This window comes from Micromonospora sp. NPDC023966, assembly GCF_040639095.1.
In the GTDB taxonomy this organism is placed as follows: domain Bacteria; phylum Actinomycetota; class Actinomycetes; order Mycobacteriales; family Micromonosporaceae; genus Micromonospora.
In genome coordinates this window covers 1-24,404 of record NZ_JBEZZJ010000013.1, presented here as the reverse complement: position 1 = coordinate 24,404, position 24,404 = coordinate 1, and the positions used below count along the sequence as shown (strand labels likewise).

Here is a 24,404-nt window from a genome sequence, read left to right as displayed (position 1 = left end):
CGACCATGGCGCGACCGTGGCGGGTGGCGATCGTCGGTGGCGGGATCACCGGGCTGGCCGCCGCCGTCCGGTTGCGCGACCGCGCCCCCGCCGGCACCGAGATCACCGTGTACGAGCAGTCCGGCCGCCTCGGCGGCAAGCTGCGCACCGGTGAGCTGGCCGGCGGGCCGGTCGAGTTCGGCGCCGAGTCGTTCCTGATGCGCGACCCGGCCGGCGGGGAGTCGGCCGTGGTGACCCTGCTCGGCCGGCTCGGCCTGACCGGGGCGATCGTGCACCCCACCGTCGGGCAGGCCGCGCTGGTGGTCGACGGCGGGCTGCGCCCGGTCCCGGGCGGCACCCTGGTGGGCGTACCCGGGGATCTGGACAGGGTGGCGGCGGTGGCGCACCCGACCGCGGCGGCCGACCGGGACGGCGGCGCGCCGCTGCTCCCGCCGGACGCCGACGTGTCGGTGGGCGCGCTGGTCCGCGACCGGCTCGGCGACGAGGTGGTGGACCGGTTGGTCGACCCGATGCTCGGCGGCGTCTACGCCGGCCGGGCCGACGACCTCTCGCTGGTCACCACCATGCCGGCGCTGGCCCGGGCGGCCCGGGTCGAGCACACCCTGGTCGGTGCGGTCCGCGCCGCGCAGGCCGCCGCGCCCCGCGCTCCGGGCGCCCCTGTCTTCGGCACCCTGGCCGGCGGGCTGAGCACGCTGGTCGAGGCGGCGGCCCGGGAGAGCGGGGCGACGATCCGCCGGGACGCCGCGGTCCGCGAGCTGCACCGCACCCCGACCGGCTGGCGCCTCACCGTCGGGCCCACCCGCGAACCAGAGTTCGTCGAGGCCGACGCGGTGCTGCTCGCCGTGCCGGCCCGCCCGGCCGCCCGGCTGCTCGCCGGCCCGGCCCCCGAGGTGGCGGCGACCGTCGGCGGGCTGGACTACGCCAGCGTCGCGCTGGTCACCATGGCCCTGCCCGAGCCGGAGCTGCCGGAGCTCTCCGGCTTCCTGGTGCCGGCCGGCGAGGGACTGCTGATCAAGGCGTCCACCTTCTTCACCACCAAGTGGGGCCACCTGCGCCGGCCGGACGGGCTCGCCCTGGTGCGCGCCTCGGTCGGCCGGTACGGCGACGAGACCGCGCTCCAGCTCACCGACGACGACCTGGTCGCCACCGTGCACCGGGAGCTGTCGAAGGTGCTCGGCGCGCCGCTGCCCGCCCCGGTGGCCCGGCACGTGCAGCGGTGGGGCGGGGCCCTGCCGCAGTACACCCCCGGCCACCTCGGCCGGGTGGCGGCGGCCCGGGCGGCGCTGCGCGCCGCCCACCCGACGCTGGCCCTGGCCGGGGCCGGTTACGACGGCGTCGGCATCCCGGTCTGCGTCCGCTCCGGCGAGACGGCGGCCGAAGAGATCATCACTGCACTGGGAGGATCGGCAGCATGACGGAGCAGACCAACGCGGCCCGGCTGCGGGAGCTCAACGAGACCATCCGCTACACCATGTGGTCGGTGTACCGGGCCACCAGCCCCCTCCCGTCGCTGCGCGAGAACGTCGTCGACGAGGTCGAGTCCCTCTTCGAGGAACTGGCCGGCAAGGACGTCACCATCCGCGGCACCTACGACGTGGCCGGCCTGCGCGCCGACGCGGACCTGATGATCTGGTGGCACTCGTCCTCCAGCGACGCGCTCCAGGACGCCTACCTGCGGTTCCGGCGCACCACGCTGGGCCGGGCACTGACCCCGGTCTGGTCGCAGATGGCGCTGCACCGGCCGGCCGAGTTCAACAAGAGCCACATCCCGGCGTTCCTGGCCAACGAGGAGGCCCGCGCCTACCTCTGCGTCTACCCGTTCGTCCGGTCCTACGAGTGGTACCTGCTGCCCGACGCCGAGCGGCGTGAGCTGCTGGCCGAGCACGGCAAGTTGGCCCGCGGCTACCCGGACGTGCGGGCCAACACGGTGGCCTCGTTCGCCCTGGGTGACTACGAGTGGATGCTCGCCTTCGAGGCCGACGAGCTGCACCGGATCGTCGACCTGATGCGCGACCTCCGGGCTTCCGGGGCCCGCCGGCACGTCCGCGAGGAGATCCCCTTCTACACCGGCCGCCGCCGCTCGATCGCCGACTTCGTCACCTGCCTGGTCTGACCCGCGCCGGCCGGGGCCGCGCGCGCGACCCCGGTCCGGCCACCGTCTCCACCGACGTCCGCTCAGGCGGCGGGCCGGGTCTCCCGGCGCATGGGGGTGTGCGGGATGCCGTCCTCGACGTAGCCGGGGCCGCTGACCGCGAAGCCGTGGCCGGCGTAGAAGTCGACCAGGTGGGTCTGCGCCTCCAGCACGCACGGCCGGTCGCCCACCACGGCGAGGGCCTCGGTCATCAGCGCGCCGGCCAGGCCCGCGCCGCGGGCCGTCGGCGCCACCACCACCCGGCCGATCCGCGCCGTGCCGTCCGGGTCGGCCAGGATCCGCAGGTACGCCACCACGTCGCCGTCCCGGGTCAGCCAGAGGTGCCGGGTGCCGGGTTCGACGTCCCGGCCGTCCAGCTCCGGGTACGGGCAGGACTGCTCGACCACGAACACGTCGATGCGCAGCCGGAGCAGGTCGTGGAACGTGCGCGCGTCCAGCTCCGCGAAGCCGGCCAGGTGGGACTCGATGGGCATCCCGCGATGGTAGGCCGGCCCCCGGACGTGCTCAGGCGGGGCGGGCACCCACCGCGTCGCGGACCTCGGCGCCCTGTTCGCCCTCGACCGCCCGGGCGCAGTGCGCGCCGCAGAAGAAGCGGCCGGAGACCTCCACGCCGTGCCCGACGATCTTGATCTGGCAGTGCTCGCAGATCGGCGCCATCTTGTGGATGGCGCACTCGAAGGAGTCGAAGGTGTGCGTGGCCCCGTTGACCGTGCGCACCTCGAACGCCATCCAGTAGTCGTTGCCGCAGACCTCACAGGTAGCCATACGAAACCCCCCGAAAATGGACCGTCATCCCAGGGTCGACGAGCGGACACGCCCCGGCAACCGAAACCGGCTAACCTGATCCGGCTCGACGGCGAGTCGCCCCCGGCGTGTCGCGCGTTAGACCCGGTGACCGCCTCGAACCTCGGAGGAACCCCCTTGATCAAGCGCAACAAGCTCTTCGGCAACCAGATCCGGGTCACCTTCTGCCTCCCCCGGGACACCCCACCCGGCACGGTCAGCGTGGTCGGCTGCTTCAACGACTGGCAGCCCGGCCGGCACGAACTGGTCGCCCGCCGGGACGGCACCCGGACGGTGACGGTCCGGCTCGGCCCGGGCGAGTACCGCTTCCGCTACCTGGCCACCGGCGGGGTGTGGCTGGACGATGAGTCCGCCGACCAGGTCGACGAACGGGGCGGCACCCTGCGGCTCTGACGGCCGATCAGCGCCGGCGGGCCTGCCGGGCGGCGAGCACGACCGGCACCAGCGGGACGAAGATCCAGAGTTGACGCGGCGTGTAGTACCGCAGCTCGGCGGGCACGTCGACGCCGTCCAGTTCCCGCTCCAGCGCACCCCGGCGGCTCAGGCTCACCGCGTGCAGGGCGAGCGGGGCGTAGTTCAAACCGACCAGCGCCAGGTAGCCGCCGAGGGCGGCCCGGACCGGACCGCCCCCGCGCGCCGCCCAGAGTCCCAGAGCGACGCAGCCCACCAGGCCGACGACGAACTCCACCAGGATCACCCGTCGCCGGACCGGCGAGCCGGCCGAACCGTGCATGTCCACGGCGGCGAGCCGCCGTACGTCGAAGTGGGGCATGACTCCAGCAGTAGCGTGGCCGGGCAAGGGCCGCGCTCAGGCGCCCTTCGGCTCCAGCCGGACGGAAATCGAGTTCACGCAGTGCCGGGTGTCCTTCGGGGTGAAGCCCTCGCCCTCGAAGACGTGCCCCAGGTGGCTGTCGCAGCGGGCGCAGCGGATCTCGACCCGCCGCATGCCGAGGGTGTTGTCGGGGATCTCCTTGACCGCGCCGGGGATCGCGTCGTCGAAGCTCGGCCAGCCGCAGTGCGAATCGAACTTGTCCTCGCTGCGGAACAGCTCCAACCCGCAGGCGCGGCAGTGGTAGACGCCGGGGGTCTTGGTGTCGACGTACTCGCCGGTCCAGGGCCGTTCGGTGCCGGCCTCGCGGAGCACCCGGAACTCCTCCGGGCTCAGCCGAACCCGCCACTCGTCCTCGGTGCGGGGCACTTCATTGTCGGAAAGACTCACCGGTCAACGGTACGTCGGCCGTCGGTGGCATCGCATAGGGTCGCCCAGTGACTCCTCTGATGCTCGGGAGCATCAGCTTCTCAGGCCGAACTCGCGGCCTGACGGGCAAGCCTTGCCCGGAGTACGTTGCTGGCGCCGACCACGTCCGCGTGTGCGGCGAACTCGCAGCGCACACATCGGAAGTCGGCTTGGGTGACGCGGTTTTCCTTCGCGCAGTGCCTACAGCGCGGGCACGTGCGAGAGGTGTTGCGGGGGTTCACTGCGATGATCGTCCGTCCGGCGCTTTCAGCCTTGGCAGACAAGATCGCGAGAAACATTCCCCAACTCGCGTCGAGAATCGAACGGTTCAGTCCGGCCTTAGCGGCCACGTTGACGCCTGGGACGTCGATCGTGCCGCGTGCCGAACAGGTCATGTTGGAGATGCGCAGATCTTCGTGCGCAATGAAGTCGTAATGTCTCACCAGCCACAGCGCGATCTTGTGTGCATGATCGCGTCGCTGCCGGCTCAGCTTGGCCTGCAGTGCTGCGACCCCCTCACGGGCCTTTCGGCGCCGGTTAGAGCCACGCCTGCGCCGAGCCAGGGTGCGTTGCGCTTGTGCCAGCCGATCGGCAGACGCCGCGAGGTAGCGGGGATTGTCCGCCTTACGACCGTCGCTGGTGGTGAGAAACGACGCCACACCCATGTCGATTCCGACCGCCGATCCGATGGCCGTCAGTGGTTTCGTCGGTACATCGGCGCAGGACAGCGCGACGTGCCAGCGTCGACCCTCTCGCTTGATGCTGATCGTCTTCACTCGGCCGTCGACCCTGCGGTGAGCATGCACGCGTATGTGACCCACGCCCTGCAGGTACACCCGCGTCTGCCCCGACTCGGGAGCGGAGTCCCAGCGGCAGCCGTCGCCGTCCTTCGGCCACTGCACACTGTCGAACCGGCCGGCACCCTTGAACCGCGGATATCCCGACCTCTGGCCGGCCTTGATCCGCCGGAAGAAGGCGGTGAACGCCTTGTCCAGGCGGCGCAGGGTGGCCTGTTGAGAGGAGAACGACCAGCGGCCCTGGTCGGGGTCCGCGCGGCGGATGTCCTTGAGCTGTGCGGACTGGTCGCCATAGCGAACGTTTACACGGGCGCGCCGGTACGCCTCGCGCCGCTCGGCAAGGGCGGCGTTGTAGAGCTGCCGATGGTCCTCGACGCAGGCGGCCAGAGCGGCCGCCTGACGTGCCGTAGGACGGAGCAGGAAGCGGTAGGTCCGCATCATGACGGCTGCTCCTTGCACCACGGCCCTTCATGTTGGCTGCCCAAATGTCGGCGATCCGTCGCGACGGACATTGAGCCGAACGTAGTGACCGAGGTCGTACGCTCCGACGGAGCCTGCACCTCATCGGCCACATTCAAACTATATGCGAATGCCCTATCAATCAGGGGAAGGGAGGAAGCGCGGAGGTCCCACCGCCTGAGGACGGCAGGACCTCCGCGTGACACAAATGGCTGGCAGCAAGGCCGCAGTCGAGGAGATCGAGGTCGCCGGGCACACCGTACGGCTGAGCAGCCCCGACCGGGTGATCTTCCCGCAGCGCGGCTTCACCAAGGCGGACGTCTTCCACTACTACCTGTCGGTCGGCGAGGGGATCATGCGCGCCCTGCGCGACCGGCCCACCACCCTGCAGCGCTTTCCGGAGGGCATCGAGGGCGAGGCGTTCTTCCAGAAGCGGGTGCCGGCCCGGGGCGTACCCCCGTGGGTGGCGACCGCGGAGATCAGCTTCCCCAGCGGCCGGAAGGCCGCCGAGCTCTGCCCGGCCGACCTGGCGCACGTGGCCTGGGCCGCGCAGATGGGCACGGTGGTCTTCCACCCGTGGCCGGTGCGCGCCGCCGACGTCGACCGCCCCGACGAGCTGCGCATCGACCTGGACCCGCAGCCCGGCACCGACTTCACCCACGCGGTCACCGCCGCCGGTGAGCTGCGCGGGCTGCTGGACGAGCTGGGGGTGGCCGGCTGGCCGAAGACCTCCGGCGGCCGGGGCGTGCACGTCTACCTGCGCATCCAGCCGCGCTGGACGTTCGTCGAGGTGCGGCGGGCCACCATCGCGCTGGCCCGGGAGCTGGAACGGCGCCGCCCCGAACTGGTCACCACCGCCTGGTGGAAGGAGGAGCGGGGCACCCGGGTCTTCGTCGACTTCAACCAGATGGCCCGCGACCGCACCATCGCCTGCGCGTACTCGCTGCGGGCCAACGCGCGGGCCACCGTCTCCACCCCGGTCGAGTGGGACGAGCTGACCGAGGTCGACCCGGACGACTTCCACCTGGGCAGCGTGCCGGCCCGGTTCGCCGAGCGGGGCGACCCGCACGCCGGCATCGACGACGCCCCGTGGGACATCACCCCGCTGCTGGAGTGGGCCGAGCGGGACGCCGCCGCCGGGCAGGGGGACATGCCCTATCCGCCGGAGTACCCGAAGATGCCCGGCGAGCCGAAGCGGGTCCAGCCCTCCAAGGACCGCGACCGGCCCCGCAGCTGATAACGATCACGTAACGCGCGCGAACCTTTCCCGCCCCCTGACGCCTCTTCCTGGTCATCGGCCCGCCGGGGCCAGGGGAGGGCATCGGATGAAGCTGGTGTGGAGGCGGGCGGTCGAGGCTCGGGGACTGCTGCTCGCCGCCGCGGTCGCGGCCCTGGTCGCGGTCGCGTTGGTCACCGGGCTCTCCGACTACAACCGCCGGGCGGTCGACGCGGGCGCCCGGGCGGTGCTCGACGCCGCCCCCGCCGAGGAGCGCAGCCTGCTGGTCAGCGGCTCCGGCGGGCGGGACGCCACCGCGTACGCCGACCGGGACAGGGCGGTCCGCGCCCAGTTCGCCGACGGCCTGGGCGGCGTGCCGGTCACCGTTGCCGCGGCCCGCTACGGCACGGGGCGGGAGTTGACCGGGGACCTCGGGCCGGCGCGCACCGACGACGACCCGATGTTCGCCACCCTCGGCACGCTGACCGACCTGGCGGCGCACGCCGAGCTGACCGGCGGGTCGTGGCCGGCGCCGGGCGCGACGCCGTTGCAGGTCACCCTCCCCGAGAAGATCGCCGGCCAGCTCGGCCTGCGGGTCGGTGAGCGGGTGCCGCTCTACGACCGCAGCGCCGAGCGGGCCGGGGCCGTGGTGCTGGCCGGCACCTGGCGGCCCCGCGATCCGGCCGACGCGTACTGGCGGCTCGCCCCGGGCGTGGGCGAGAGCCAGGGCGACTCCGCGGCCGCTTCGTACGGGCCGTTCGCGCTGGACCCGGCCGACTTCGCGCGCACCTTTCCGGGCTCGACCTCGGCCGCCTGGCTGGTCGCCCCCGACCTGGCCGTGGTCGAGCCGAGCCGGCTGACCGGGGTCACGGCGGCCCTCGCCACCGTCGCCGAGGAGATCCCCGAGGCCACCGGCCTCGGCTCCTCCGCGCAGACCGTGAGCCACCTGGACCGGCTGGTCGACCGGCTCGGCCGGGCCGACCTGGTCGGCCGGTCCGCCCTGCTCACCCCGCTGCTGCTGATCGTGGTGCTCGGCGGCTACGCGCTGGTGCTGGTCGCCGCGCTGCTCAACGAGGACCGCCGGGGGCAGACGGCGCTGCTGCGCGCCCGTGGCGCCGCGCGCGGCCAGCTCGCCGGGCTCGCCGTCCGCGAGGCGACGCTGGTGGTGGCACCGGCCGTGCTGCTCGCCCCGGCGCTGACCGGGCAGGCCGTGCACCGGCTCGGCGGGGACCTGCGGCTGGCGGACGGCGGGGTGGCCCGGATCTGGGTCGTCGCGGTCGCCGCCGCGATCGGCTGCCTGCTCGCCATGGTGCTGCCCGCGCTGCGCCGGGCCGGCACCTACGTCGCCGACATGGCGGCCCGGTCCCGTCCCACCCGGGGCGCGGCCGTGCAGCGGGCCAGCATCGACCTGGCGCTGGTCGCGCTGGCCGTGCTCGCCTGGACCCAGTTGCGGCAGTACTCGTCGCCGCTCGCCGGAGCCGGCGGGCGGCTCGGCATCGACCCGCTGCTCGCCGCCGCGCCGACCATCGGCGTGCTGGCCGGCGCGGTGATCGCGCTGCGGCTGCTGCCTCCGGCCACCCGGGTCGCCGAACGCTTCGTCGACCGGCGGCCGTGGACGGCCACCATGTTCGGCATGTGGCAGGCCGGCCGGCGTCCGCACGCCGGTCCGGTGCTGCTGCTCGCCCTCGCGGTCGGCGGCAGCACCCTGGCCTGGTCGCTGGTCGCCTCGTGGGAACGGTCGCAGCGCGACCAGGCCCGGCACACCGTCGGCGCCGACCTCCGGCTGGTCGAGCGGAACGGCACCGCGCCCGCGGACCGGGCCGCCCTGCTGGCCGCCACGGCCGGGTTGGACCGGGTGCTGCCGGCCTGGCGGGACGAGGTCCGGCTCGGCCGCGACGACCGGCCGGCCAGCGTGGTGAGCCTCGACGCCGCCGCCGCGACCGGGGTGCTCACCCTCGACGACGCGGCCGGCGGGGCGTCCACCGCCGCGCTGCTGGACCGGCTGGTCAAGGGGCGGGCCGCCCCCGCCGGGGTGGTGCTGCCGGCTGGCGCGCACACCCTCACCGGCACCGTCCGCACCCCGGTCGAGGACGCGTTCGGGATCCCGCAGATGGCCGTGTCCGCGCTGCTCACCACCGACTCCGGCGCCGCGTGGCGGGTGCCGCTGGCGGTCACCGAGGGTGACGGCCGCCGGGCGCGCTTCACCGTGCCGCTACCCGGGACCGGCGGTGCCCCGCTGCGGCTGGCCGGCTTCGAGGCCGACGGCGGCGCGGCGGTCGGCTTCTCCTACGGGCTGCAGGTCGACGGGCTCCGGCTCACCGACGCCGGCGGTGCGCCGCTGCCACTGCCGGTCGACGGCGACTGGCGGGTCACCACCGCGGAGGGGCCACGCGGTCCGGCCCAGGTCGCCGCGACCGGCGTCGAGGCCACCCACTCGATCGACCTGCCGGCCGGGGCCCTGCAGTTCGCCCGCCAGCCCTCGTCCCGGTTCGCCGTGGTGCCCGCCGGGGACGACCCGCCGGTGCCCGCCCTGGTCACCCCCGGTGCCGCCGCCGCGCTGAACGTCCACACCGGCGACACCGTGACCCTGGCGCTGTCCGGGGTGTCGCTGCCGGTCAAGGTGGTCGGCCAGGTGACCGCCGTCCCCGGCACCGCCGCCGACGGGGTGCTGCTGGACCTGCCCGCCGCCACCAACCTGCTGCTCCGCCAGCAGGGCACGATCCGGCCGGTGGCCGAGTGGTGGCTGCGCACCGACACCGGGGGCCACGCCGCCGCGGCGGGCACCCTCGCGGAGCTGCCGGGGACCACCCTGCTCGACCGGCGGCAGGTGGCCGCCGAGGCCGCCCGGGACCCGTACTGGCGGGGCGCCCGCACGGGGCTGCTCGCGGCCGCGCTCGGCTCGGTGCTGCTCGCCCTGGTCGGCCTCGGCGTGGACGTCTGGGCCACCACCCGGCACCGGCTCGCCGAGTTCGCCGTGCTGCACACGCTCGGCGCCAACGCCCGGCTGTTGGCCCGCGCCCTCCTCGCCGAGCAGGCCTTCCTGGCCGGCATCGGCGTCGGCGTCGGGCTGCTGGTCGGGGCCGGCGTGGCGGCCACCATGGTGCCGCTGGTGATCCTCACCCCGGCCGCCGGCCGGCCGGTGCCCGAGGCGGTGTTCACGGTGCCGTGGTCACCGGTCGGGCTGACCGCCGTCGGGCTGCTGGCGGCCGCGCTGGCCTTCGCCGCCCTCATCACCACCGGCATCCGTCGTCGGGTGGCCGCCGCACAGCTCCGGATCGGGGGAGAACGATGAGTCCGTCAGGTGCGCCGCGGCGGGTCCGGGCGTACGGGGGGCACTTCCTGCTGCTCGCCGTCCTGACCCTGGTCACCGCGCTGCTGATCACGGCGGTGCCCCGGGTCGCCGACCGGCTCACCGCGCAGGGGCTGCGGGAGTACGTGGCCGCCCAGCCGGTGGCCCGGCGCGACCTGACGTACACCACCGAGCCGACGGTGCTGCCCCGGACCGCCTCCCGGATCGCCGCTGGCCGCGCTGCCGAGCTGGCCACCGTCGAGGCGCGGATGCCCCCGGCCGTGCGGCGGACCGTCGGCGAGCGGTGGTACTCGGCGCAGACCGGTTTCTCCCGGTTGACCGGGCCGACCCTCAGCACCGGCAAGGGCCTGATCGACCTCAGCCTGCGCACCATGACCGGGCTGCCCGAGGCGGCCACCCTGGTCGACGGGCGCTGGCCGGCCGAAGGCCTCGGCGCCGGCGACGCCATCGAGGTGGCCCTCGCCGAGACCGTGGCCGGCCCGCTCGGCATCCGCGCCGGCAGCACCTTCGACCTGTCCATCCTCGACCAGGACGACAAGCCTGTGCGGCAGCGGACGGTGGCCCTGGTCGGGGTGTTCCGGCCGGCCGACCCGAAGGCCGGGATCTGGGACGCGCTGCCGTCGCTGCTGCGGCTCGCCGCACCCGAGGGGGACGGGGAACCGTTCCTGTCCGTCGGGTACACGTCCGCGGCCGGCTTCGACGCGGCCGCCACCTCCGGCTGGCCGGTCAGCTTCGCCTGGCGCTACCGGGTGGCCCCCGACCGGATCAGCCCCGGGCAGCTCACCGCCCTGGTCGACGGGCTCGCCGCGCTGGAGCGGACCCGTCCCGCCGGGCTCACCCTGACCCAGGGCGTGGACATCCCGCTGCGCCGCTTCGCCGAGTCGCTCGCCGCCGCCCGTACGCTGCTCGCCGTCATCGCGGCCGGGCTGCTCGCCACGCTGGCCGGCCTGATCCTGCTCGCCGCCCGACTCGCCGCGCGCCGCCGCCAGGGCGAGTACGCGCTGCTGCGCGCCCGGGGCGGGGCGACCGGCACGGTGCTGGGCCGCGGGCTCGCCGAGTCGCTGCTGGTGCTGCCCCTCGCGGCCGGCGTGGGCTGGCTGCTCGGCGGGCTGCTCCCCGGCGACGGGGTCGAGCTGCGCTGGGTGCTGCTCGCCACGCTGCTGGCCACCCTGGTGACGCCGGTGACCGCGCTCACCGCCGGCCGGGGCGGGGGCGGCCGGAGCGACCTGGTCGGCGGCCGGTCCCCGGCCGTGCGGCTCACCGCCGAGGTGACCGTGCTCGCGGTCGCCCTGCTCGGGGCGTTCCTGCTCCGCCGGCGCGGGCTCACCCTGGACGGGACGGTGGACCCGCTGCTGGTCTCGGTGCCGGTGCTGCTGGCCGTCGCCGCGGCGCTGGTGGCGCTGCGCGCGTACCCGTGGCCGCTGCGGCTGCTCAGCCGGGCCGCCGCCCGGGCGCGGGGCAGCGTCGCGTTCCTCGGCACCGCCCGCGCCGGCCGGGCCGCCGCCACCGGCCCGCTGATCGTGGTGGTGCTGGCCGTGGCGACCGCCGCGTTCTGCGGGGTGGTCGCGGCCGGCATCGAGAACGGCCGCGACCGGGCCGCCGTCCGCGCCGTGCCCGGGGACGTCCTGGTCGAGGGGGAGCGGTTCGCCCCGGACACCACCGACGCGCTCGCCGCGCTGCCCGGCGTCCGCGCCGTCACCCCGCTGCTGGTGGAGACCGGCCAGCGCCCGTACGCCGACCAGGCCGGCCGGTTCGGCGGGGTCGGCGAGACCCGGGTGCTGCTGGTCGACACCGCCCGGTTCGCCGAGGTGGCCCGGCGCGCGGGCGTCCCGGTGACGGTCCCCGACCCGCTGCGCGCCACCGGTGCCGGCACCGCACCGCTGCCGGCGCTGGTCTCCCCGGCGCTGGCCGACGAGTTCACCGACGCCGGGCTGGCCGATCCGGCCGGCCGGCGCCCCGCCTGGCTGGACGTGCAGGGCAACCGGCTGCCGGTGCGCACCGCCGCCACCGTCGGCGAGTTCCCGCTGGTCGACCGGGACGTGACGCGGTTCGTGGTGCTGCCCTGGCCTGCGCTGCCGGCGGACGCCCCGCACCCGATCGTCCCCACCGGCTTCCTGCTCGCGGGGGACCGGGTCGACCCGGCCGCGGTGGCCCGGGTGGTCGCCGAGGGGCAGGAGCGCTACCAGCGCGCCGGGGCGCTGACCGGCGGGGAGCGGCCCCGCGAGGCCGTGGTCACCACCCGGTCGGCGGTCCGCGCCGAGCTGGGCGGCAGCGGGGTGAACGGGCTGCTGGTCTTCGGCTTCGCCATCGGTGGGATCGGTGGCGGCGTGCTCGGCCTGCTCGCGCTCGCCTTCGCCGTGCTGGCCGGGGCGCGGGGCCGCGGGCAGGTGCTGTCCCGGCTGCGCACCATGGGTTTGTCCCGCCGGCAGTGGCGCGGGCTGCTGCTGGTGGAGCTGACCCCGCTGGTGCTGGTCTCCGTGCTCACCGGCGCGGTGGTCGGCGCGCTGCTGCCGGTGCTGCTCACCCCGGTGCTCGGCCTGCCCGCGTTCACCGGCGGGGTGGCGGTGCGGGCACGTTTCGAACCCGGCCTGGTTGCCGGGGTGCTGGGCCTCGCCGTACTGGCCTTCGCCTTCGCGGTCGCCGTCGAGGCTGTGAACAACCGTCGGATGCGCCTCGGCGAGGTGCTCCGGCTCGGAGAGGAGAGCTGAGATGACCGCGACCGACTATGGCCATCCGGGTTCGGCGCGTCTGACGCCGCGCAGCGACCCCGGACAGCCAGCGTCCGCCGTACCGGACCTGGCCGCCCTTCAGCAGCGCGCGGCGGAGCGCGCCGCCGAACGGGCCGGCGGCCGGGACCGGCTGCGCGGGCACATCGTCTGCGACGGCCTGGTCCGCATCTTCAAGACCGAGGGGGTGGAGGTGGTCGCCCTCCAGGGCCTCGACCTGGTCATCGACCGGGGCGAGCTGGTGGCGATCGTCGGCGCTTCCGGGTCCGGCAAGTCGACCCTGCTGAACATCCTCTCCGGGCTGGACACCCCGACCGCCGGCATCGCCCGGGTCGCCGACTACGACCTGCTCGCCCTGTCGAACCGGCGCCGGCTCGCCTACCGCCGACAGATGGTCGGCTTCGTCTGGCAGCAGACCGGCCGGAACCTGCTGCCGTACCTGACCGCGCTGGAGAACGTCGAGCTGCCGATGAAGCTGGCCGGCGGCCGTTCCCGGCGGGCCCGCCGGGAACGGGCCCGCGAGCTGCTCGACCTGGTCGGGGTCGGCTACTGCGCGGACCGCCGGCCGGGCCAGCTGAGCGGCGGCGAGCAGCAGCGCTGCGCGGTGGCCGTGGCGGTGGCCAACGACCCGGAGGTGCTCTTCGCCGACGAGCCGACCGGCGAGCTGGACGAGGCCACCGGCGCCGAGGTGTTCGCCGCGCTGCGCACCATCAACGCCGAGCTGGGCGTCACCATCGTGGTGGTCACCCACGACCACGCCGTGGCCGGCCAGGTCCGCCGCACCGTCGCGATCCGCGACGGCCGGACCTCCTCCGAGGTACGCCGCACCGCCCGGACCGCCGCCGACGGCAGCACCGAGCTGGTCAGCGAGGAGTACGCGGTGCTCGACCGGACCGGTCGGATGCAGCTGCCGGCGTCCTTCGTGGACGCCCTGTCCCTGCGCGACCGGGTCCGGCTCAACCTGGAACCCGACCACGTCGAGGTGCGGCCGGGCGACCGGGCGCACGCCGAGGAGAGTGAGTGATGACCGACCAGCTGACCGTGCCGCCGGCCCGCGTCGCCGTCGACGAGGTGGTCCGGGTCGAGGGGGTGAGCCGCACCTTCGGCAAGGGCGAGCACGCCGTCCACGCCGTGCGGGACGTCTCCTTCTCGGCCGGCCGGGGTGAGCTGGTCGCGGTCCGGGGCCGCTCCGGGGCCGGCAAGACCACCCTGCTGAACCTGGTCGGCGGGCTGGACCGGCCGGACAGCGGGCGGGTCCGGGTGGCCGGGCACGAGGTGACGGCCGCCGGCGAGCGGGAGCTGCTGGCGCTGCGCCGGGGCACCGTCGGGTTCATCTTCCAGACCTTCGGCCTGGTGCCGATCCTGTCGGCGGCGGAGAACGTCGGGGTGCCGCTGCGGCTGGCCAAGGTGCCCGCCGCGGAGCGGGAGCAGCGGGTGGCCGTGCTGCTGGAGCTGGTCGGGCTGGGCGGGCACGCCGCGCAGCGCCCGTACGAGCTCTCCGGCGGCCAGCAGCAGCGGGTGGCGGTGGCCCGGGCGCTGGCGAACGAGCCGGACCTGCTGATCGCCGACGAGCCGACCGGCCAGCTCGACTCGGAGACCGGGCGGTCCATCATGGACCTGCTCCGCGCCGTGGTGCACGCCCGCGGCATGACCGCCCTGGTGGCCACCCACGACCCGGCCCTTATCGACATGGCCGACCGCACCCTCACCCTCCGAGACGGCCGCCTGGTAACCGACTGACCCCCGGGGCGGCACCCCGTCGATCATGAAGTTGGCGGCAGTCCGCTCCGGCGTGTCGTGCCGTCAACCTCATGATCGACCGGGACGGGTGCGGGAGGGTCGTCCGGCAGCGATCCGGCGAGCGGGATGAGCAGGCAGCCGAGCAGGGCCAGCAGCGTCGCCGCGCCCGGGCCGGTCGACACCATCCCGTCCTCCTCGGCGTACGGGTCGGTGGCGGAGAAATACCACAGGGCGGCGGTGACGACCCCGCCGGCGAGCACGGTCGAGACCAGGAGCCCTCGGCTGGCGTCGCGCCACGGCCACCGGGACGGGCCGGCCCGGACCAGCGAGACCACGGCGACGAGGCCGGACACCAGCGCCCACGGCAGCACGACCCACGTCAGCTGCCCCCCGGGCCGCAGGTCGACCCCGTCCGGGTAGACAGTGCGCCAGGCCGGCAGCGTGGGCGCGGCGAGGACGGCGAGCAGGCCGGCGCCGAGCAGGGCGACCCCGGCCCGCCGTCGGCGGGACAGCGGAGCACGGGGTGCGGCCATCGCCGCCAGTCTAATTGTCAGAGGGGCAGCTTCATGCCCTCGTGGCTGGCCACGAAGCCGAGGTTGCGGTAGAAGCGGTGCGCGTCGGCGCGGCTCTTGTCGGTGGTGAGCTGCACCAGCGCGCAGCCCCGCTCCCGGGCCCGGTCGATCGCCCAGATCATCATCTCCCGGCCCAGCCCCCGGCCGCGCAGGTCGGAGCGGACCCGGACCGACTCGACCAGCGACCGCTCGGCGCCGTGCCGGCCCAGCCCCGGGATGTACGTGATCTGGAGGCAGCCGACCAGCTCACCGCCGGTCTCGGCGACGATCAGGTGGTTGCGCGGGTCGGCGTCGATGGCGGCGAACGCCCGCTCGTACGCCTCGTCCACCTCTGTGAAGTCGCGGGCCTTGCCCAGCACGTCGTCGGCGAGCAGGGCGATGACGGCGGGCAGGTCGGCCCGGACGGCCTCCCGGAAGGTCACATCGGTCACGCCGGGCAGCCTCGCACAGTCACGCCGGACGATGTGGTCGTCCCGGTTGCCCGCACCGGGCAGCATGTGCGCCATGGACGCCCTGCTGTTGCCGTTCCGCTGGATCTACCGGGGCCTGGTCTGGTTCGCCAACTCGCCGCGCACGCTGATCATCTCGTACCTGCTGATGATCGTGGTGGCCGGCGTGCTGTACAGCCATGCCGAGCACAAGAGCGCCGCCGACTCGGTCTGGTGGGCCGTGGTGACCGCCTCCACCGTCGGCTACGGCGACATCTCCCCGACCTCCTTCGCCGGCCGGTTCCTCGCCGCGCTGCTCATCTCCACCATGGTGCTGCTGGTCATCCCGCTGATCACCGCCCACTTCGCCAGCCGGCTGATCGTCGACGACGACGCCTTCGAGCACGCCGAGCAGGAGGAGCTGAAGGCGGACGTACGGCGGCTGCGCGCGCTGGTGGAGGAGATGGCCGCTCGGCAGGGCATCGACCTGCCCGAGCCGGAGCGCGCCGAGCCGGTCAGCGGGCCGGGCAGCCCGGCCCCGCCCTGGGAACGGCGGCACCGGCGCCGCCGGCGGCGCTGACGCCGTCGCGTGGTCAGCCCGGGTCCAGCCAGGTACGCAGCGCCCACCACCACCGGACGGTGTCCCGCACCGGGCACCGCGCCCCCTCCTCGACCGGCGGCCCACCGGTGAGTTCCCGCAGCCGGCGCAGCCGGTAGCGCACGGTGTTCGGGTGCACGTGCAGCGCCACGGCGGTCTGGTCCAGCCGCTGGCCGTGGTCCAGCCAGGCCAGCGCGGTCGTGGCCAGCTCCCGGTGGAACTCGTCGGCCGGGTCGAGGCCGCCGAGCAGGGCGCCCCGGAGCAGCTCGGCGAGGGCCGGCTGGGCGGCCAGCGCGGTCTGGACGGCGAGGTCCGTCAGCAGGTGCAGCCCGCGCAGCCGCCGGTGCGCCGCGGTCCCCAGCGCGGCCAGGCAGAGCGCGTACATGGCCGGGGCCCGGTCCAGTGGCTGGGCGGGGGCGACCACCATCAGCAGGTCGGCCGGCGCTGCGGCCGGCAGTCGGGGGGTGAGGCCGGCCAGCCGGTCCTCGACCGTGCCGAGCACGCCGCCGTAGCCGGAGAACTGCCGGTGCAGGGCGTGCGCCCGGACCGGGTCGGGCTGCTCGGCGACCAGGCAGTGATAGCGCCCGTCGGGGTGTAACCCGAACCGGGCCAGCTCGGCCGGCGAGGCGCCCGCCGGCCCGCCGAGCAGCAGCCGGCGCAGCAGCCGGGCGCGGGCCGGCGCGCCGGTGGGAGCCAGCTCGCGCTCGGCCGCCCGGTGACCGTCGACCACGGCACGCTCCACCGCTGCGGCGTACCGGCCGATGGTGAGCAGCCCTTCCAGCAGCACCTCGTCGGGGATCCCGGCCGCCCGCCCGTGCCGGACCACCAGCTCCACCGCCCGGTCCCGGCCGGCCTGCACGCCGCACAGCAGCCCGGCCACGGAGACGCCCTGCGCGGCCCGGTCGGCGCCCAGCCGGCGCGCCTCGGCGAAGTCGCGCTCACCCGGGTCCTCCCGCCGCTCCAGCGCGCCGAGCCCGCTGGTGAGCAGGAGCACGACCTGGCGGCGTACCTCCGCCGGGGGAAGCCGGGCCACCTCGGGCGAGTGCGCGCGGGCGGCCTCGACCACCTCCTCGACGGCGACCGGGTCGGCGGCCAGGTCGCGCAGCACTACCGGGAAGGAGGGGGCGCTTCCGGTCCGGGTCATCGGCTCCCGCAGCCTCCCGTTGTCGTCGGGGCACAACCCGACCGGCCGGGTGTTGGCGTCCGGTCCCTATCAGGGTCGGCCGGCGGGTTGTTCTCCTGATTGTTACCGCAAGGTAACACCGTTCGGCGCACCGAGAAACATCGATGCCGCAACCGGTCCTCAGGAGGCGTCCATGACTCCCGCCCCGCCCCGTCCGCTCCGCCCCCGCGGCCGCCGCGCCGTGCTCGCCGCGCTGGCCGCCCTCGCCGTGGCCGTACCCGCCCCGGTGGCGGCGGCTCCCCGCCCCGCCGCGGCTGCCGCCGGCCTGCAGGAGGTGATGTTCGTCGGCAACAACTGGGACGGGACGGCCGACGTCATCCGGTCCCGCGGGGACTACGTCCGGCTCGGCCGGATCAACGTCATCCCCGACCGCGACGAGCGGCTGCGCGAGATCTACCTGAACCCGATCCGGCTGGCGTTCTTCCTCGGCATTCGGCAGGGGCCGGGGGAGGGGCACGACCAGTTCGTCGACGACATGTACACCACCCCCGACGGGACGGCCCTCGTGGTGTCCCGGCCCAGCTTCGCCGACGTGGTCTCCGTCGACCTGGCCACCGGTCGGATCCGCTGGCGGTTCCCGGTCTCCGGCTACCGCGCCGACCACATGGCCGTCTCGCCGGACGGCAGCCGGGTGGCGGTCTCCGCCTCGACCGGCAACACCGTGCACGTGCTCGACATCCGCACCGGTCAGCAGGTCGGCTCGTTCCCCACCGGGGACAAGCCGCACGAGAACATCTTCACCGACGGCGGCCGCCTGCTGTGGAACATGTCCATCGGCGAGGTGAACACCGACCTGGACGCCCCCTGGCTGGACTGGACCAAGGGGGACCGGCGGATCACCGTCGCCGACACCACCACCTTCGGCGTGGTCAAGGTGATCGACATGCGGTCGCGGCTGGACGCCGCCGGCCGCCGTGACCTCTCCGACGCGGTCCGCCCGGCGGTCTTCACCCCGGACGGGAGCCGGCTCTACTTCCAGGTCTCGTTCTTCAACGGCCTGGTCGAGTACGACGTCGCCGCCGACCGGATCACCCGGGTCGCCACCCTGCCGACGAACCCCGCCACCAGCGAGGACCGCACCACCTGGGTGAACGACTCGCGCCACCACGGCCTGTCGGTCAGCCCGGACGGCGCCAAGCTCTGCGTCGCCGGCACCATGGACGACTACGCCACCGTGGTCGACCGGGCCACCCTGCGCGAGGGCACCCTGGTGCCGGCCAGCAAGCCGTACTGGGCCACGGTCAGCGGGGACGGCCGGGACTGCGTGATCTCCGAGTCCGGCGCCGACCGGGTCACCGCGATCGACTTCGCCACCGGGCAGAAGGTGGCCAGCGTGCCGGTCGGCGACCACCCGCAGCGGGTCCGCATCGGGCACCTCCCGCTCGACTGGACGCCCCCGGCGGCCGGCTGACCCCCCCCGCACGCCGTCACCGGGCGGGGCAGCGCAGCCCCTCCCGGGGGACGGTGAGCGAGAGCAGGTAGGCGTCGACGGCCGCGGTCACGCAGGCGGTCTGCGGGTAGGCCGTGTGCCCCTCGCCCTCCCAGGTGAGCACCCGGCCGACGCCGAGCATCGAGGCCAGCGCGGCGGTCTGCTCGTAGGGCGTGGCCGGGTCGCCGGTGGTGCCGACCACCAGGATGGGCGGCGCGCCGGCCGCCTTCCCGGTCGGGTACGGGTCGCGCCCGCCGGGCCACTCCACGCAGCCGAGCATCCCGACCGCCAGCGCCGGGCCGAACAGCGGGTACTTCTGCCGCCACTGCGACTGGAGCGACCGGATCCGCTCCCGGGTCGGCTTCTCGCTCTCGTCGGCGCAGTTCACCGCCATGTTCGCGTCGAACAGGTTGGAGTAGTGCCCGTCGTCCTCGCGGCCCGCGTAGGCGTCGGCGAGCTTGAACACGCCGGTCGGGTCGCCGCCCTGCAGGGCGTCGATGGCCCGGGCCAGCTCCTGCCAACCCTGCTCGGTGTAGAGGGAGGAGATGATCGCGTAGAACACCCAGCCGGCGGTGGCCTCCCGGCCGTCCCGGCCGCGAACCGGGGAGACCCGGGCCTTGTCGATGGCCGTGGTCACCGCGGCCCGGGCGTCCGGCGCGATCGGGCAGCGCCCGGCGTTCGCCGCGCACCAGCGGGAGAAGTTGTCGAACGCCCGCTCGAAGCCCTTCGCCTGGCTCTCCGAGCCGGCCATGAGCTGCTGCCGCGGGTCCACCGCGCCGTCGAGCACCAGCGCCCGCACCCGCTGCGGGTAGAGCTGGGCGTACGTGGCGCCGAGCAGGGTGCCGTAGGAGTAGCCGAGATACGTCAGCTTCTCGTCGCCGACGGCCGCGCGCACGGCGTCCATGTCCCGCGCGGCCTGCTCGGTGCCGTAGAGCGGCAGCTGGTCGCCGTACTTCGCGCCGCACCGCTGGCCGATCCGCCGGTTGAGGTCGACGAAGCCGTCGAAGGACGCCTGGCTCTCCGGGTCGGGGTCGTAGCCGAAGCTGGCGTCGAGGTCGGCGTCGCCGATGCACTTCACCGGGCTGGACCGGGCCACCCCGCGCGGGTCGAAGCCGACGACGTCGAACCGGTCGGTCACCTCGGCCGGCAGCCCGCCGAACCCCGGACCGAAGGAGAGGTAGACCGCGGTGTCCACGCCGGACGCCCCGGGGCCGCCCGGATTCACCACCAGCGACCCGATCCGGTCGTGCTGCTTGTTCGACCGGATCCGGATCAGCGCGATCTCGAAGGTCTCCCCGGCGCCCGGCCCGGCGGTCGCGCCGGTCGCCGCCCCGGTGCCCCAGTTGCGCGGTACGGCGATCCGGGCGCAGTCGTAACGCATGCCCGCCGCGCCCCGCCCGACCAGCTCGTCCGGCACCTCCGGGCAGGGGCGCCAGGTCGGCGCGGCGCCCGGGGCGGCCGCCTCGCCCTGGCTCTCGGCCCGCGGGGCGAACGCCGGCAGCGTGCAGCCGGCGGTGAGCACCAGCGCCGCGACGAACCCGGCCAGCGTGGGCCGCCGGCGGATCCGGTCGGAGAAGCGGGTCACGTGGGAGCCCTCCATGATCGTGTGGACCGCCAGGCTACGCCCGGTCCGTCCCGTCGCCGACGGTCGCCGCCGGGTCGCCGCGCAGCACCTGGTCGACGTCGTAGCGGATCGGGCGTTCCAGCTGCTCGTAGGTGCAGGAGCGGGGATCGCGGTCGGGGCGCCAGCGGACGAACTGGGCGGTGTGCCGCAGCCGATCGCCCTCCATGGCGTCGTAGCCCACCTCGACCACCAGCTCCGGGCGCAGCGGCTCCCACTCGAGGTTCTTGCCGCCGGTCCACCGGCTCACCCCGCCCGGGATCCGCTGCCCCCGCTCGTGGTCGCCGTGCACCCACGGGTGGTCGCCGCCGACCTCCCGGTAGGGCTCCAGCTCGTCCAGCAGCTCCTTGCGCCGGGCCGCGCTGAACGACGAGCTGACGCCGATGTGGTGCAGCACCCCGGCCTCGTCGTAGAGGCCGAGCAGCAGCGAGCCGACCACCGGGCCGGACTTGTGCCAGCGGAAGCCGGCCACCACCGCGTCGGCGGTGCGGGCGTGCTTGACCTTGAACATCAGCCGCTTACCCGGCTCGTAGGGCAGGTCGGCGGGCTTGACGATGAGCCCGTCCAGCCCGGCCCCCTCGAACACGTCGAACCAGCGCCGGGCCGTCGCCGGGTCGGTGGTCACCTGGGTGACGTGCACCGGCGGCCGGACCTTGGCCAGCGCCTTCTCCAGGCGGGCCCGGCGCTCCGGGTAGGGCTGGTCGGTCAGCAGCTCGTCATCGAGGGCGAGCAGGTCGAAGGCGACGAAGTCGGCGGGGGTCGTCTCGGCGAGCAGCTTCACCCGGGAGGCGGCCGGGTGGATCCGCTGGGCCAGCAGCTCGAAGTCGAGCCGCGGCTTGCCGTCGGGGCCGTCCCGGCGGATCACGATCAGCTCGCCGTCGACCGCGCACCGCTCCGGGAGCTGGCGGCGCGCCTGTTCGACCACCTCGGGGAAGTAGCGGGTCATCGTCTTGCCGCCGCGACTGGCCAGCTCGACCTCGTCGCCGTCGCGGAAGACGATGCAGCGGAAGCCGTCCCACTTGGGTTCGTAGGTCAGGCCGGGATCGGTGGGTAGTTGGGGCACGCTCTTGGCCAGCATCGGCTCGACCGGCGGATTGATCGGCAGGTCCACGGCGACCAGTCAATCAGACCCCACCGACGGTCGTGAGGCAGATCACCGGCGGTGCTTGGCGGCGTGTCCCGTCCCCGGCCCGTTCGTCACCCGCGACCGGATGGTGAAACCGCAGGTCAGAGCTAGGTTCGCGGCGTGCCGGAGTGGAGCTGCGGATGCTGCGGGCGCTGGCGGGTCAGCGTGGAACTGATCCGGGGGCGCTACCGCTACCGGCTGGTGCACCGCTACCCGGCCGAGCACGGCGGCGGCGCGAACGTGGTCGGCGAGGTGGCCTCGGTGGCCGAGCTGGAGGGGCTGCTCCGCCGGTACGCCCCGGTCGGCCTGGCCGACCTGCGCGAGGCGGCCTGACCGCCGGCGGGATCACCGGCCGTCGATCATCGGCGTAACCTGACCCCGGGCATCCGGGGGAGGGAGGGCCATGCGATTCGTCGAGTCCGTGGAGATCGCCGCCGACGCCGACCGGGTCTGGGCCGTGCAGACCGACGTGGAGCGCTGGCCGGAGTGGACGCCCTCGGTCACCGCCGCCCGGCGGCTGGAGCCCGGGCCGCTCACCCTCGGCGCGACGGCCCGGCTGGCGCAGCCCCGGCTGCGCCCGGCGGTCTGGCGGGTCACCGAGTTCGATGCGCCGCACGTCTTCGTCTGGGAGTCCGACAGCCCGGGTGTGCACAGCCGCGGCGAGCACCGGCTGGTGCCGCTGGCCGACGGCCGGGTCCGCGCCGAGCTGGTGATGGCGCAGACCGGCCCCCTCGCCGGGCTGGTCGGGCTGCTCGCCGGCCGCACCATCCGCCGCTACCTCCGGCAGGAGGCCGACGGGCTCAGGCGCCGCTGCGAGCAGGGCTGACCGCGCCGGGCTCGCCCGCCACGGTCTTCTCCAGCACCGCCAGGCGGTTGCCGTTCTCGTCCGGCCGGTGCGCCACCACCCGGTAACCGCGCCGCGCGTACAGGCCCAGGTTCTCGGCGCTCTCCGCGCCGGTGAACAGGGCGAACCGGGTCACCCGGCCGGCGCAGGCGGCCTCCACGGCGCCCAGCAGCAGGCCGCCGATGCCGCGCCCCTGCTGGTCGGGGGCGACCGCGAGCCGGCCCAGACGGGCGGTGTCGCCGTCGATCCGGGCGCGGACCGAGCCCACGAGGCGGGGTCCGAGCCGGGCGGCGAGCACCACGGCCGGGCCGGCCAGGGCGGCGCGGACCTCGTCCAGGGTCTCGGTCAGCGGCGGCAGGAACAGGTCCCGGTAGCGCTGCGCCTCCACCAGGTACGCGGCGCGCTGCACGGTGAGGATCTCGCCGGCGTCCGCGACACCGGCCGGGGCGACGGTCAGCTCCTCGGTCACCCGGCAAGCCCACCACAGCCCGCCGGACCGATGTCGGGCGGGCCACCATGCCGGCCGTACCCTGGCGGTGTCCCGCGAGGAGGAGGCCGAGGTGCCCGAGCTGACGTACCCCGAGGTGGGGGCGACCCGCGACGGACGCCTGCCGGCCGGCTACCACCACCTGCGCCACCGGGTCCGGCTGCCGGACGACGGCTTCCGGGTCGCGGCGGACGCGGTGCTCGGCTGGCGGCTGCACCGGGCCGCGGGCGTCGTCATGCGCACCGACGCGCCGCGCGCCGCCGCGGGTGTGCGGGTCACCCCGGGGCTCGGGGTCGGCCCGCTGCGGATCTGGGGCCCGACCGAGGTGGTCTGGGCGGTGGACGAGCCGGACCGGGCCGGGTTCGGCTACGGCACCCTGCCCGGGCACCCGGAGGTCGGCGAGGAGGCGTTCCTGATCACCCGCACGGCCGGCGAGCTCTGGTTCGAGGTGACCGCGTTCAGCCGGCCGGCCCGCTGGTACGTCCGCGCCGCCGGTCCCCTCACCCTGGCCTTCCAGAAGGCGTACGCGTGGTGGCTGGGGCGGACCCTGCGGCGGCTCTGCGCGGGTCACCGGCCGGCCTCGCCGGCCGACCGGGTTCAGTAGCCGGCGAAGGAGCGGATCGGGGCGCGCGGCCCGTACTTCGGCGCCTGGATGCCGGCGGCCTCGAACAGCACGCAGACCCGCCCGCGGTGACCCCGGAACGGCTCCAGCAGGGCCAGCATCCGGGCGTCGTCGCCGCGCGGCTCCCCGGCCAGCGCCCAGGCCACCGTGTTGGGGACGTGGTAGTCGCCGACGCTGACCGCGTCCGGGTCCCCGTACGCGATCCGGACCACCTCAGCGGCGGTCCACGGCCCGATGCCGGCGATCGCCGTGAGCCGGCGGGTGGCCTCGGCGGAGTCGGCGCAGCGTTCCAGCCGGTCCGCGACGGCGGCCGCCCGGCGCAGCGTGTCGGCCCGCCGCTGCTCCACCCCGAACGGGTGGAAGACCCAGTACGGCGTGGCCGCCACCGCGGCCGCCTCGGGCGGCAGCAGCAGCGGTTGCAGCGGCCCCGGCGCGGGCTCCCGGAAGTGCCGCACGGTCGCCGCGTACGCCCGGTACGCCTCCTTGCCGGTGACCTTCTGCTCGAAGACGGCGCGCAGCAGCCGGGGAAAGACCTGGCCGGTGGCGGGCATCCGCAGCCCGTGGTGCTCGCGGGCCAGCCGGGCCACCAGCGGGTGCGCGCCGGCCAGCGCGGCGAACCCGGTCAGGTCGTCGCGGAGCCCGGCCACCGCGTCGGCCCGCTCGACCACCCAGTCCGCACCGGGGCCGTAGCCCTCGGCGACCAGTTCGCCGGCGTCCGGGCGCAGCGCGAGGGTGGCCGGACCGGCCGGCGTGCGGGTGGCCCACCAGAAGCTGCCGGCGGCGATCCGGGCGCACGGGTCGTAGGGGCTGAAGGTGAGGGCGCGGACCGAGGCGGCCAGTCGGTAGCCGGCCGGAGGGCGCAGCGTCCGGCGGGCGGCGGGGGAGGTCACCCGCTCACTCTGCCACGCGCGCCCCCGGTGACCACGCACACCGCCGCGAGGGGAGCGGCGGGGGGGGGGGGCGGGGGGGGGGGGGCGGGGGCGGGGGGGGGGGGGGGGGGGGGGCCGGGCCCGGGGGCCGCCCGGGGGGGGCGCCCCCCCCCCCCGCCCGCGC

Annotated in this window: 25 protein-coding genes; 13 read left to right on the top strand and 12 right to left on the bottom strand. The window is 75.3% G+C overall.

From position 1 onward, the window contains the following. Positions 1-5 precede the first annotated feature (5 nt). Both hemG and hemQ read left to right on the top strand, forming a co-directional pair. On the top strand, positions 6-1,415 hold the full coding sequence (hemG, locus tag AB0F68_RS18445; protein ID WP_357339470.1) for a protoporphyrinogen oxidase: 1,410 nt from the start codon (positions 6-8) through the stop codon (positions 1,413-1,415). Continuing rightward, positions 1,412-2,113, top strand: a complete 702-nt coding sequence (hemQ, locus tag AB0F68_RS18440) for a hydrogen peroxide-dependent heme synthase (RefSeq protein ID WP_357339468.1) — start codon at positions 1,412-1,414, stop codon at positions 2,111-2,113. Before hemG ends, hemQ begins: the two co-directional genes overlap by 4 nt. A gap of 62 nt (positions 2,114-2,175) precedes the next feature. Here the strand turns inward: hemQ and AB0F68_RS18435 are convergent, their stop codons facing one another. Together AB0F68_RS18435 and AB0F68_RS18430 are read right to left on the bottom strand one after the other, a co-directional pair. Next, the gene (locus AB0F68_RS18435) at positions 2,176-2,625 is read right to left on the bottom strand and encodes a GNAT family N-acetyltransferase (RefSeq protein WP_357339466.1); all 450 of its coding nucleotides are present in this window, start codon (positions 2,623-2,625) and stop codon (positions 2,176-2,178) included. Between the two features lie 31 nt (positions 2,626-2,656). Further along, positions 2,657-2,917: a Prokaryotic metallothionein gene (locus AB0F68_RS18430; protein ID WP_357339464.1), complete on the bottom strand. Its 261-nt coding sequence runs from the start codon at positions 2,915-2,917 to the stop codon at positions 2,657-2,659. 156 nt (positions 2,918-3,073) lie between these two features. Here AB0F68_RS18430 and AB0F68_RS18425 point away from each other — a divergent pair, with 156 nt between their 5' ends. Next, positions 3,074-3,349, top strand: coding sequence for an isoamylase early set domain-containing protein (locus AB0F68_RS18425; RefSeq protein ID WP_357339462.1), 276 nt, complete (start codon positions 3,074-3,076; stop codon positions 3,347-3,349). A 7-nt stretch (positions 3,350-3,356) separates the two neighbouring features. Here the strand turns inward: AB0F68_RS18425 and AB0F68_RS18420 are convergent, their stop codons facing one another. The 3 genes from AB0F68_RS18420 to AB0F68_RS18410 form a co-directional block, all read right to left on the bottom strand. After that, positions 3,357-3,728 carry a hypothetical protein gene (locus AB0F68_RS18420; protein ID WP_357339455.1) on the bottom strand — a complete coding sequence of 124 codons (372 nt, stop codon included), beginning with the start codon at positions 3,726-3,728 and terminating at the stop codon, positions 3,357-3,359. 36 nt (positions 3,729-3,764) lie between these two features. Continuing rightward, positions 3,765-4,175 (bottom strand): peptide-methionine (R)-S-oxide reductase MsrB, encoded by a 411-nt coding sequence (msrB, locus tag AB0F68_RS18415; protein ID WP_357339450.1) that lies wholly within the window; start codon positions 4,173-4,175, stop codon positions 3,765-3,767. Between the two features lie 80 nt (positions 4,176-4,255). Next, entirely contained in the window at positions 4,256-5,431 is a 1,176-nt protein-coding gene (locus AB0F68_RS18410) for a transposase (RefSeq protein ID WP_357339440.1), read from the bottom strand. Positions 5,432-5,657: 226 nt separating this feature from the next. Here AB0F68_RS18410 and ligD point away from each other — a divergent pair, with 226 nt between their 5' ends. From ligD to AB0F68_RS18385, 5 genes are all read left to right on the top strand, one after another. After that, the gene (gene ligD / locus AB0F68_RS18405; protein WP_357339438.1) at positions 5,658-6,686 is read left to right on the top strand and encodes a non-homologous end-joining DNA ligase; all 1,029 of its coding nucleotides are present in this window, start codon (positions 5,658-5,660) and stop codon (positions 6,684-6,686) included. A gap of 88 nt (positions 6,687-6,774) precedes the next feature. Next, on the top strand, positions 6,775-9,957 hold the full coding sequence (locus AB0F68_RS18400; RefSeq protein WP_357339436.1) for an FtsX-like permease family protein: 3,183 nt from the start codon (positions 6,775-6,777) through the stop codon (positions 9,955-9,957). Next, positions 9,954-12,683 (top strand): FtsX-like permease family protein, encoded by a 2,730-nt coding sequence (locus AB0F68_RS18395; RefSeq protein ID WP_357339434.1) that lies wholly within the window; start codon positions 9,954-9,956, stop codon positions 12,681-12,683. Before AB0F68_RS18400 ends, AB0F68_RS18395 begins: the two co-directional genes overlap by 4 nt. A 1-nt stretch (position 12,684) precedes the next feature. Then, positions 12,685-13,725 carry an ABC transporter ATP-binding protein gene (locus AB0F68_RS18390; RefSeq protein ID WP_357339432.1) on the top strand — a complete coding sequence of 347 codons (1,041 nt, stop codon included), beginning with the start codon at positions 12,685-12,687 and terminating at the stop codon, positions 13,723-13,725. Next, a complete protein-coding gene (locus AB0F68_RS18385) occupies positions 13,725-14,441 on the top strand; it encodes an ABC transporter ATP-binding protein (RefSeq protein WP_357339429.1) in 717 nt (238 codons plus the stop codon). Before AB0F68_RS18390 ends, AB0F68_RS18385 begins: the two co-directional genes overlap by 1 nt. Positions 14,442-14,464: 23 nt before the next feature. Here AB0F68_RS18385 and AB0F68_RS18380 read toward each other — a convergent pair whose 3' ends face one another. Next, positions 14,465-14,974, bottom strand: coding sequence for a hypothetical protein (locus tag AB0F68_RS18380; RefSeq protein WP_357339427.1), 510 nt, complete (start codon positions 14,972-14,974; stop codon positions 14,465-14,467). A 17-nt stretch (positions 14,975-14,991) separates the two neighbouring features. Then, complete coding sequence (locus AB0F68_RS18375; protein WP_357339425.1) at positions 14,992-15,444, bottom strand: GNAT family N-acetyltransferase; 453 nt, start codon at positions 15,442-15,444, stop codon at positions 14,992-14,994. A 73-nt stretch (positions 15,445-15,517) separates the two neighbouring features. On the opposite strand from AB0F68_RS18375, the gene AB0F68_RS18370 reads away from it, so the two are divergent. Then, complete coding sequence (locus AB0F68_RS18370) at positions 15,518-16,021, top strand: potassium channel family protein (RefSeq protein WP_357339423.1); 504 nt, start codon at positions 15,518-15,520, stop codon at positions 16,019-16,021. A 13-nt stretch (positions 16,022-16,034) separates the two neighbouring features. On the opposite strand, the gene AB0F68_RS18365 is transcribed toward AB0F68_RS18370, so the two are convergent. Then, a complete protein-coding gene (locus AB0F68_RS18365; RefSeq protein WP_357339421.1) occupies positions 16,035-17,183 on the bottom strand; it encodes a helix-turn-helix domain-containing protein in 1,149 nt (382 codons plus the stop codon). A gap of 172 nt (positions 17,184-17,355) precedes the next feature. Here AB0F68_RS18365 and AB0F68_RS18360 point away from each other — a divergent pair, with 172 nt between their 5' ends. Beyond that, the gene (locus AB0F68_RS18360; RefSeq protein ID WP_357339419.1) at positions 17,356-18,633 is read left to right on the top strand and encodes a YncE family protein; all 1,278 of its coding nucleotides are present in this window, start codon (positions 17,356-17,358) and stop codon (positions 18,631-18,633) included. Between the two features lie 16 nt (positions 18,634-18,649). Here the strand turns inward: AB0F68_RS18360 and AB0F68_RS18355 are convergent, their stop codons facing one another. Both AB0F68_RS18355 and AB0F68_RS18350 read right to left on the bottom strand, forming a co-directional pair. After that, complete coding sequence (locus AB0F68_RS18355; protein WP_357339417.1) at positions 18,650-20,236, bottom strand: alpha/beta hydrolase; 1,587 nt, start codon at positions 20,234-20,236, stop codon at positions 18,650-18,652. A 34-nt stretch (positions 20,237-20,270) separates the two neighbouring features. Next, on the bottom strand, positions 20,271-21,383 hold the full coding sequence (locus AB0F68_RS18350; RefSeq protein ID WP_357339414.1) for an ATP-dependent DNA ligase: 1,113 nt from the start codon (positions 21,381-21,383) through the stop codon (positions 20,271-20,273). Positions 21,384-21,518: 135 nt separating this feature from the next. On the opposite strand from AB0F68_RS18350, the gene AB0F68_RS18345 reads away from it, so the two are divergent. Beyond that, on the top strand, positions 21,519-21,731 hold the full coding sequence (locus AB0F68_RS18345; protein WP_357339412.1) for a hypothetical protein: 213 nt from the start codon (positions 21,519-21,521) through the stop codon (positions 21,729-21,731). A gap of 70 nt (positions 21,732-21,801) precedes the next feature. Continuing rightward, positions 21,802-22,224 carry an SRPBCC family protein gene (locus tag AB0F68_RS18340; protein ID WP_357339410.1) on the top strand — a complete coding sequence of 141 codons (423 nt, stop codon included), beginning with the start codon at positions 21,802-21,804 and terminating at the stop codon, positions 22,222-22,224. On the opposite strand, the gene AB0F68_RS18335 is transcribed toward AB0F68_RS18340, so the two are convergent. After that, positions 22,199-22,711, bottom strand: a complete 513-nt coding sequence (locus AB0F68_RS18335; RefSeq protein ID WP_357339405.1) for a GNAT family N-acetyltransferase — start codon at positions 22,709-22,711, stop codon at positions 22,199-22,201. The two genes, AB0F68_RS18340 and AB0F68_RS18335, sit on opposite strands and share 26 nt — an antisense overlap. Positions 22,712-22,778: 67 nt before the next feature. On the opposite strand from AB0F68_RS18335, the gene AB0F68_RS18330 reads away from it, so the two are divergent. Then, complete coding sequence (locus AB0F68_RS18330; RefSeq protein ID WP_357339400.1) at positions 22,779-23,333, top strand: DUF1990 domain-containing protein; 555 nt, start codon at positions 22,779-22,781, stop codon at positions 23,331-23,333. Here the strand turns inward: AB0F68_RS18330 and AB0F68_RS18325 are convergent. Continuing rightward, entirely contained in the window at positions 23,327-24,241 is a 915-nt protein-coding gene (locus tag AB0F68_RS18325) for a DNA-3-methyladenine glycosylase 2 family protein (RefSeq protein WP_357339398.1), read from the bottom strand. The genes AB0F68_RS18330 and AB0F68_RS18325 overlap by 7 nt on opposite strands. Positions 24,242-24,404: the final 163 nt, after the last annotated feature.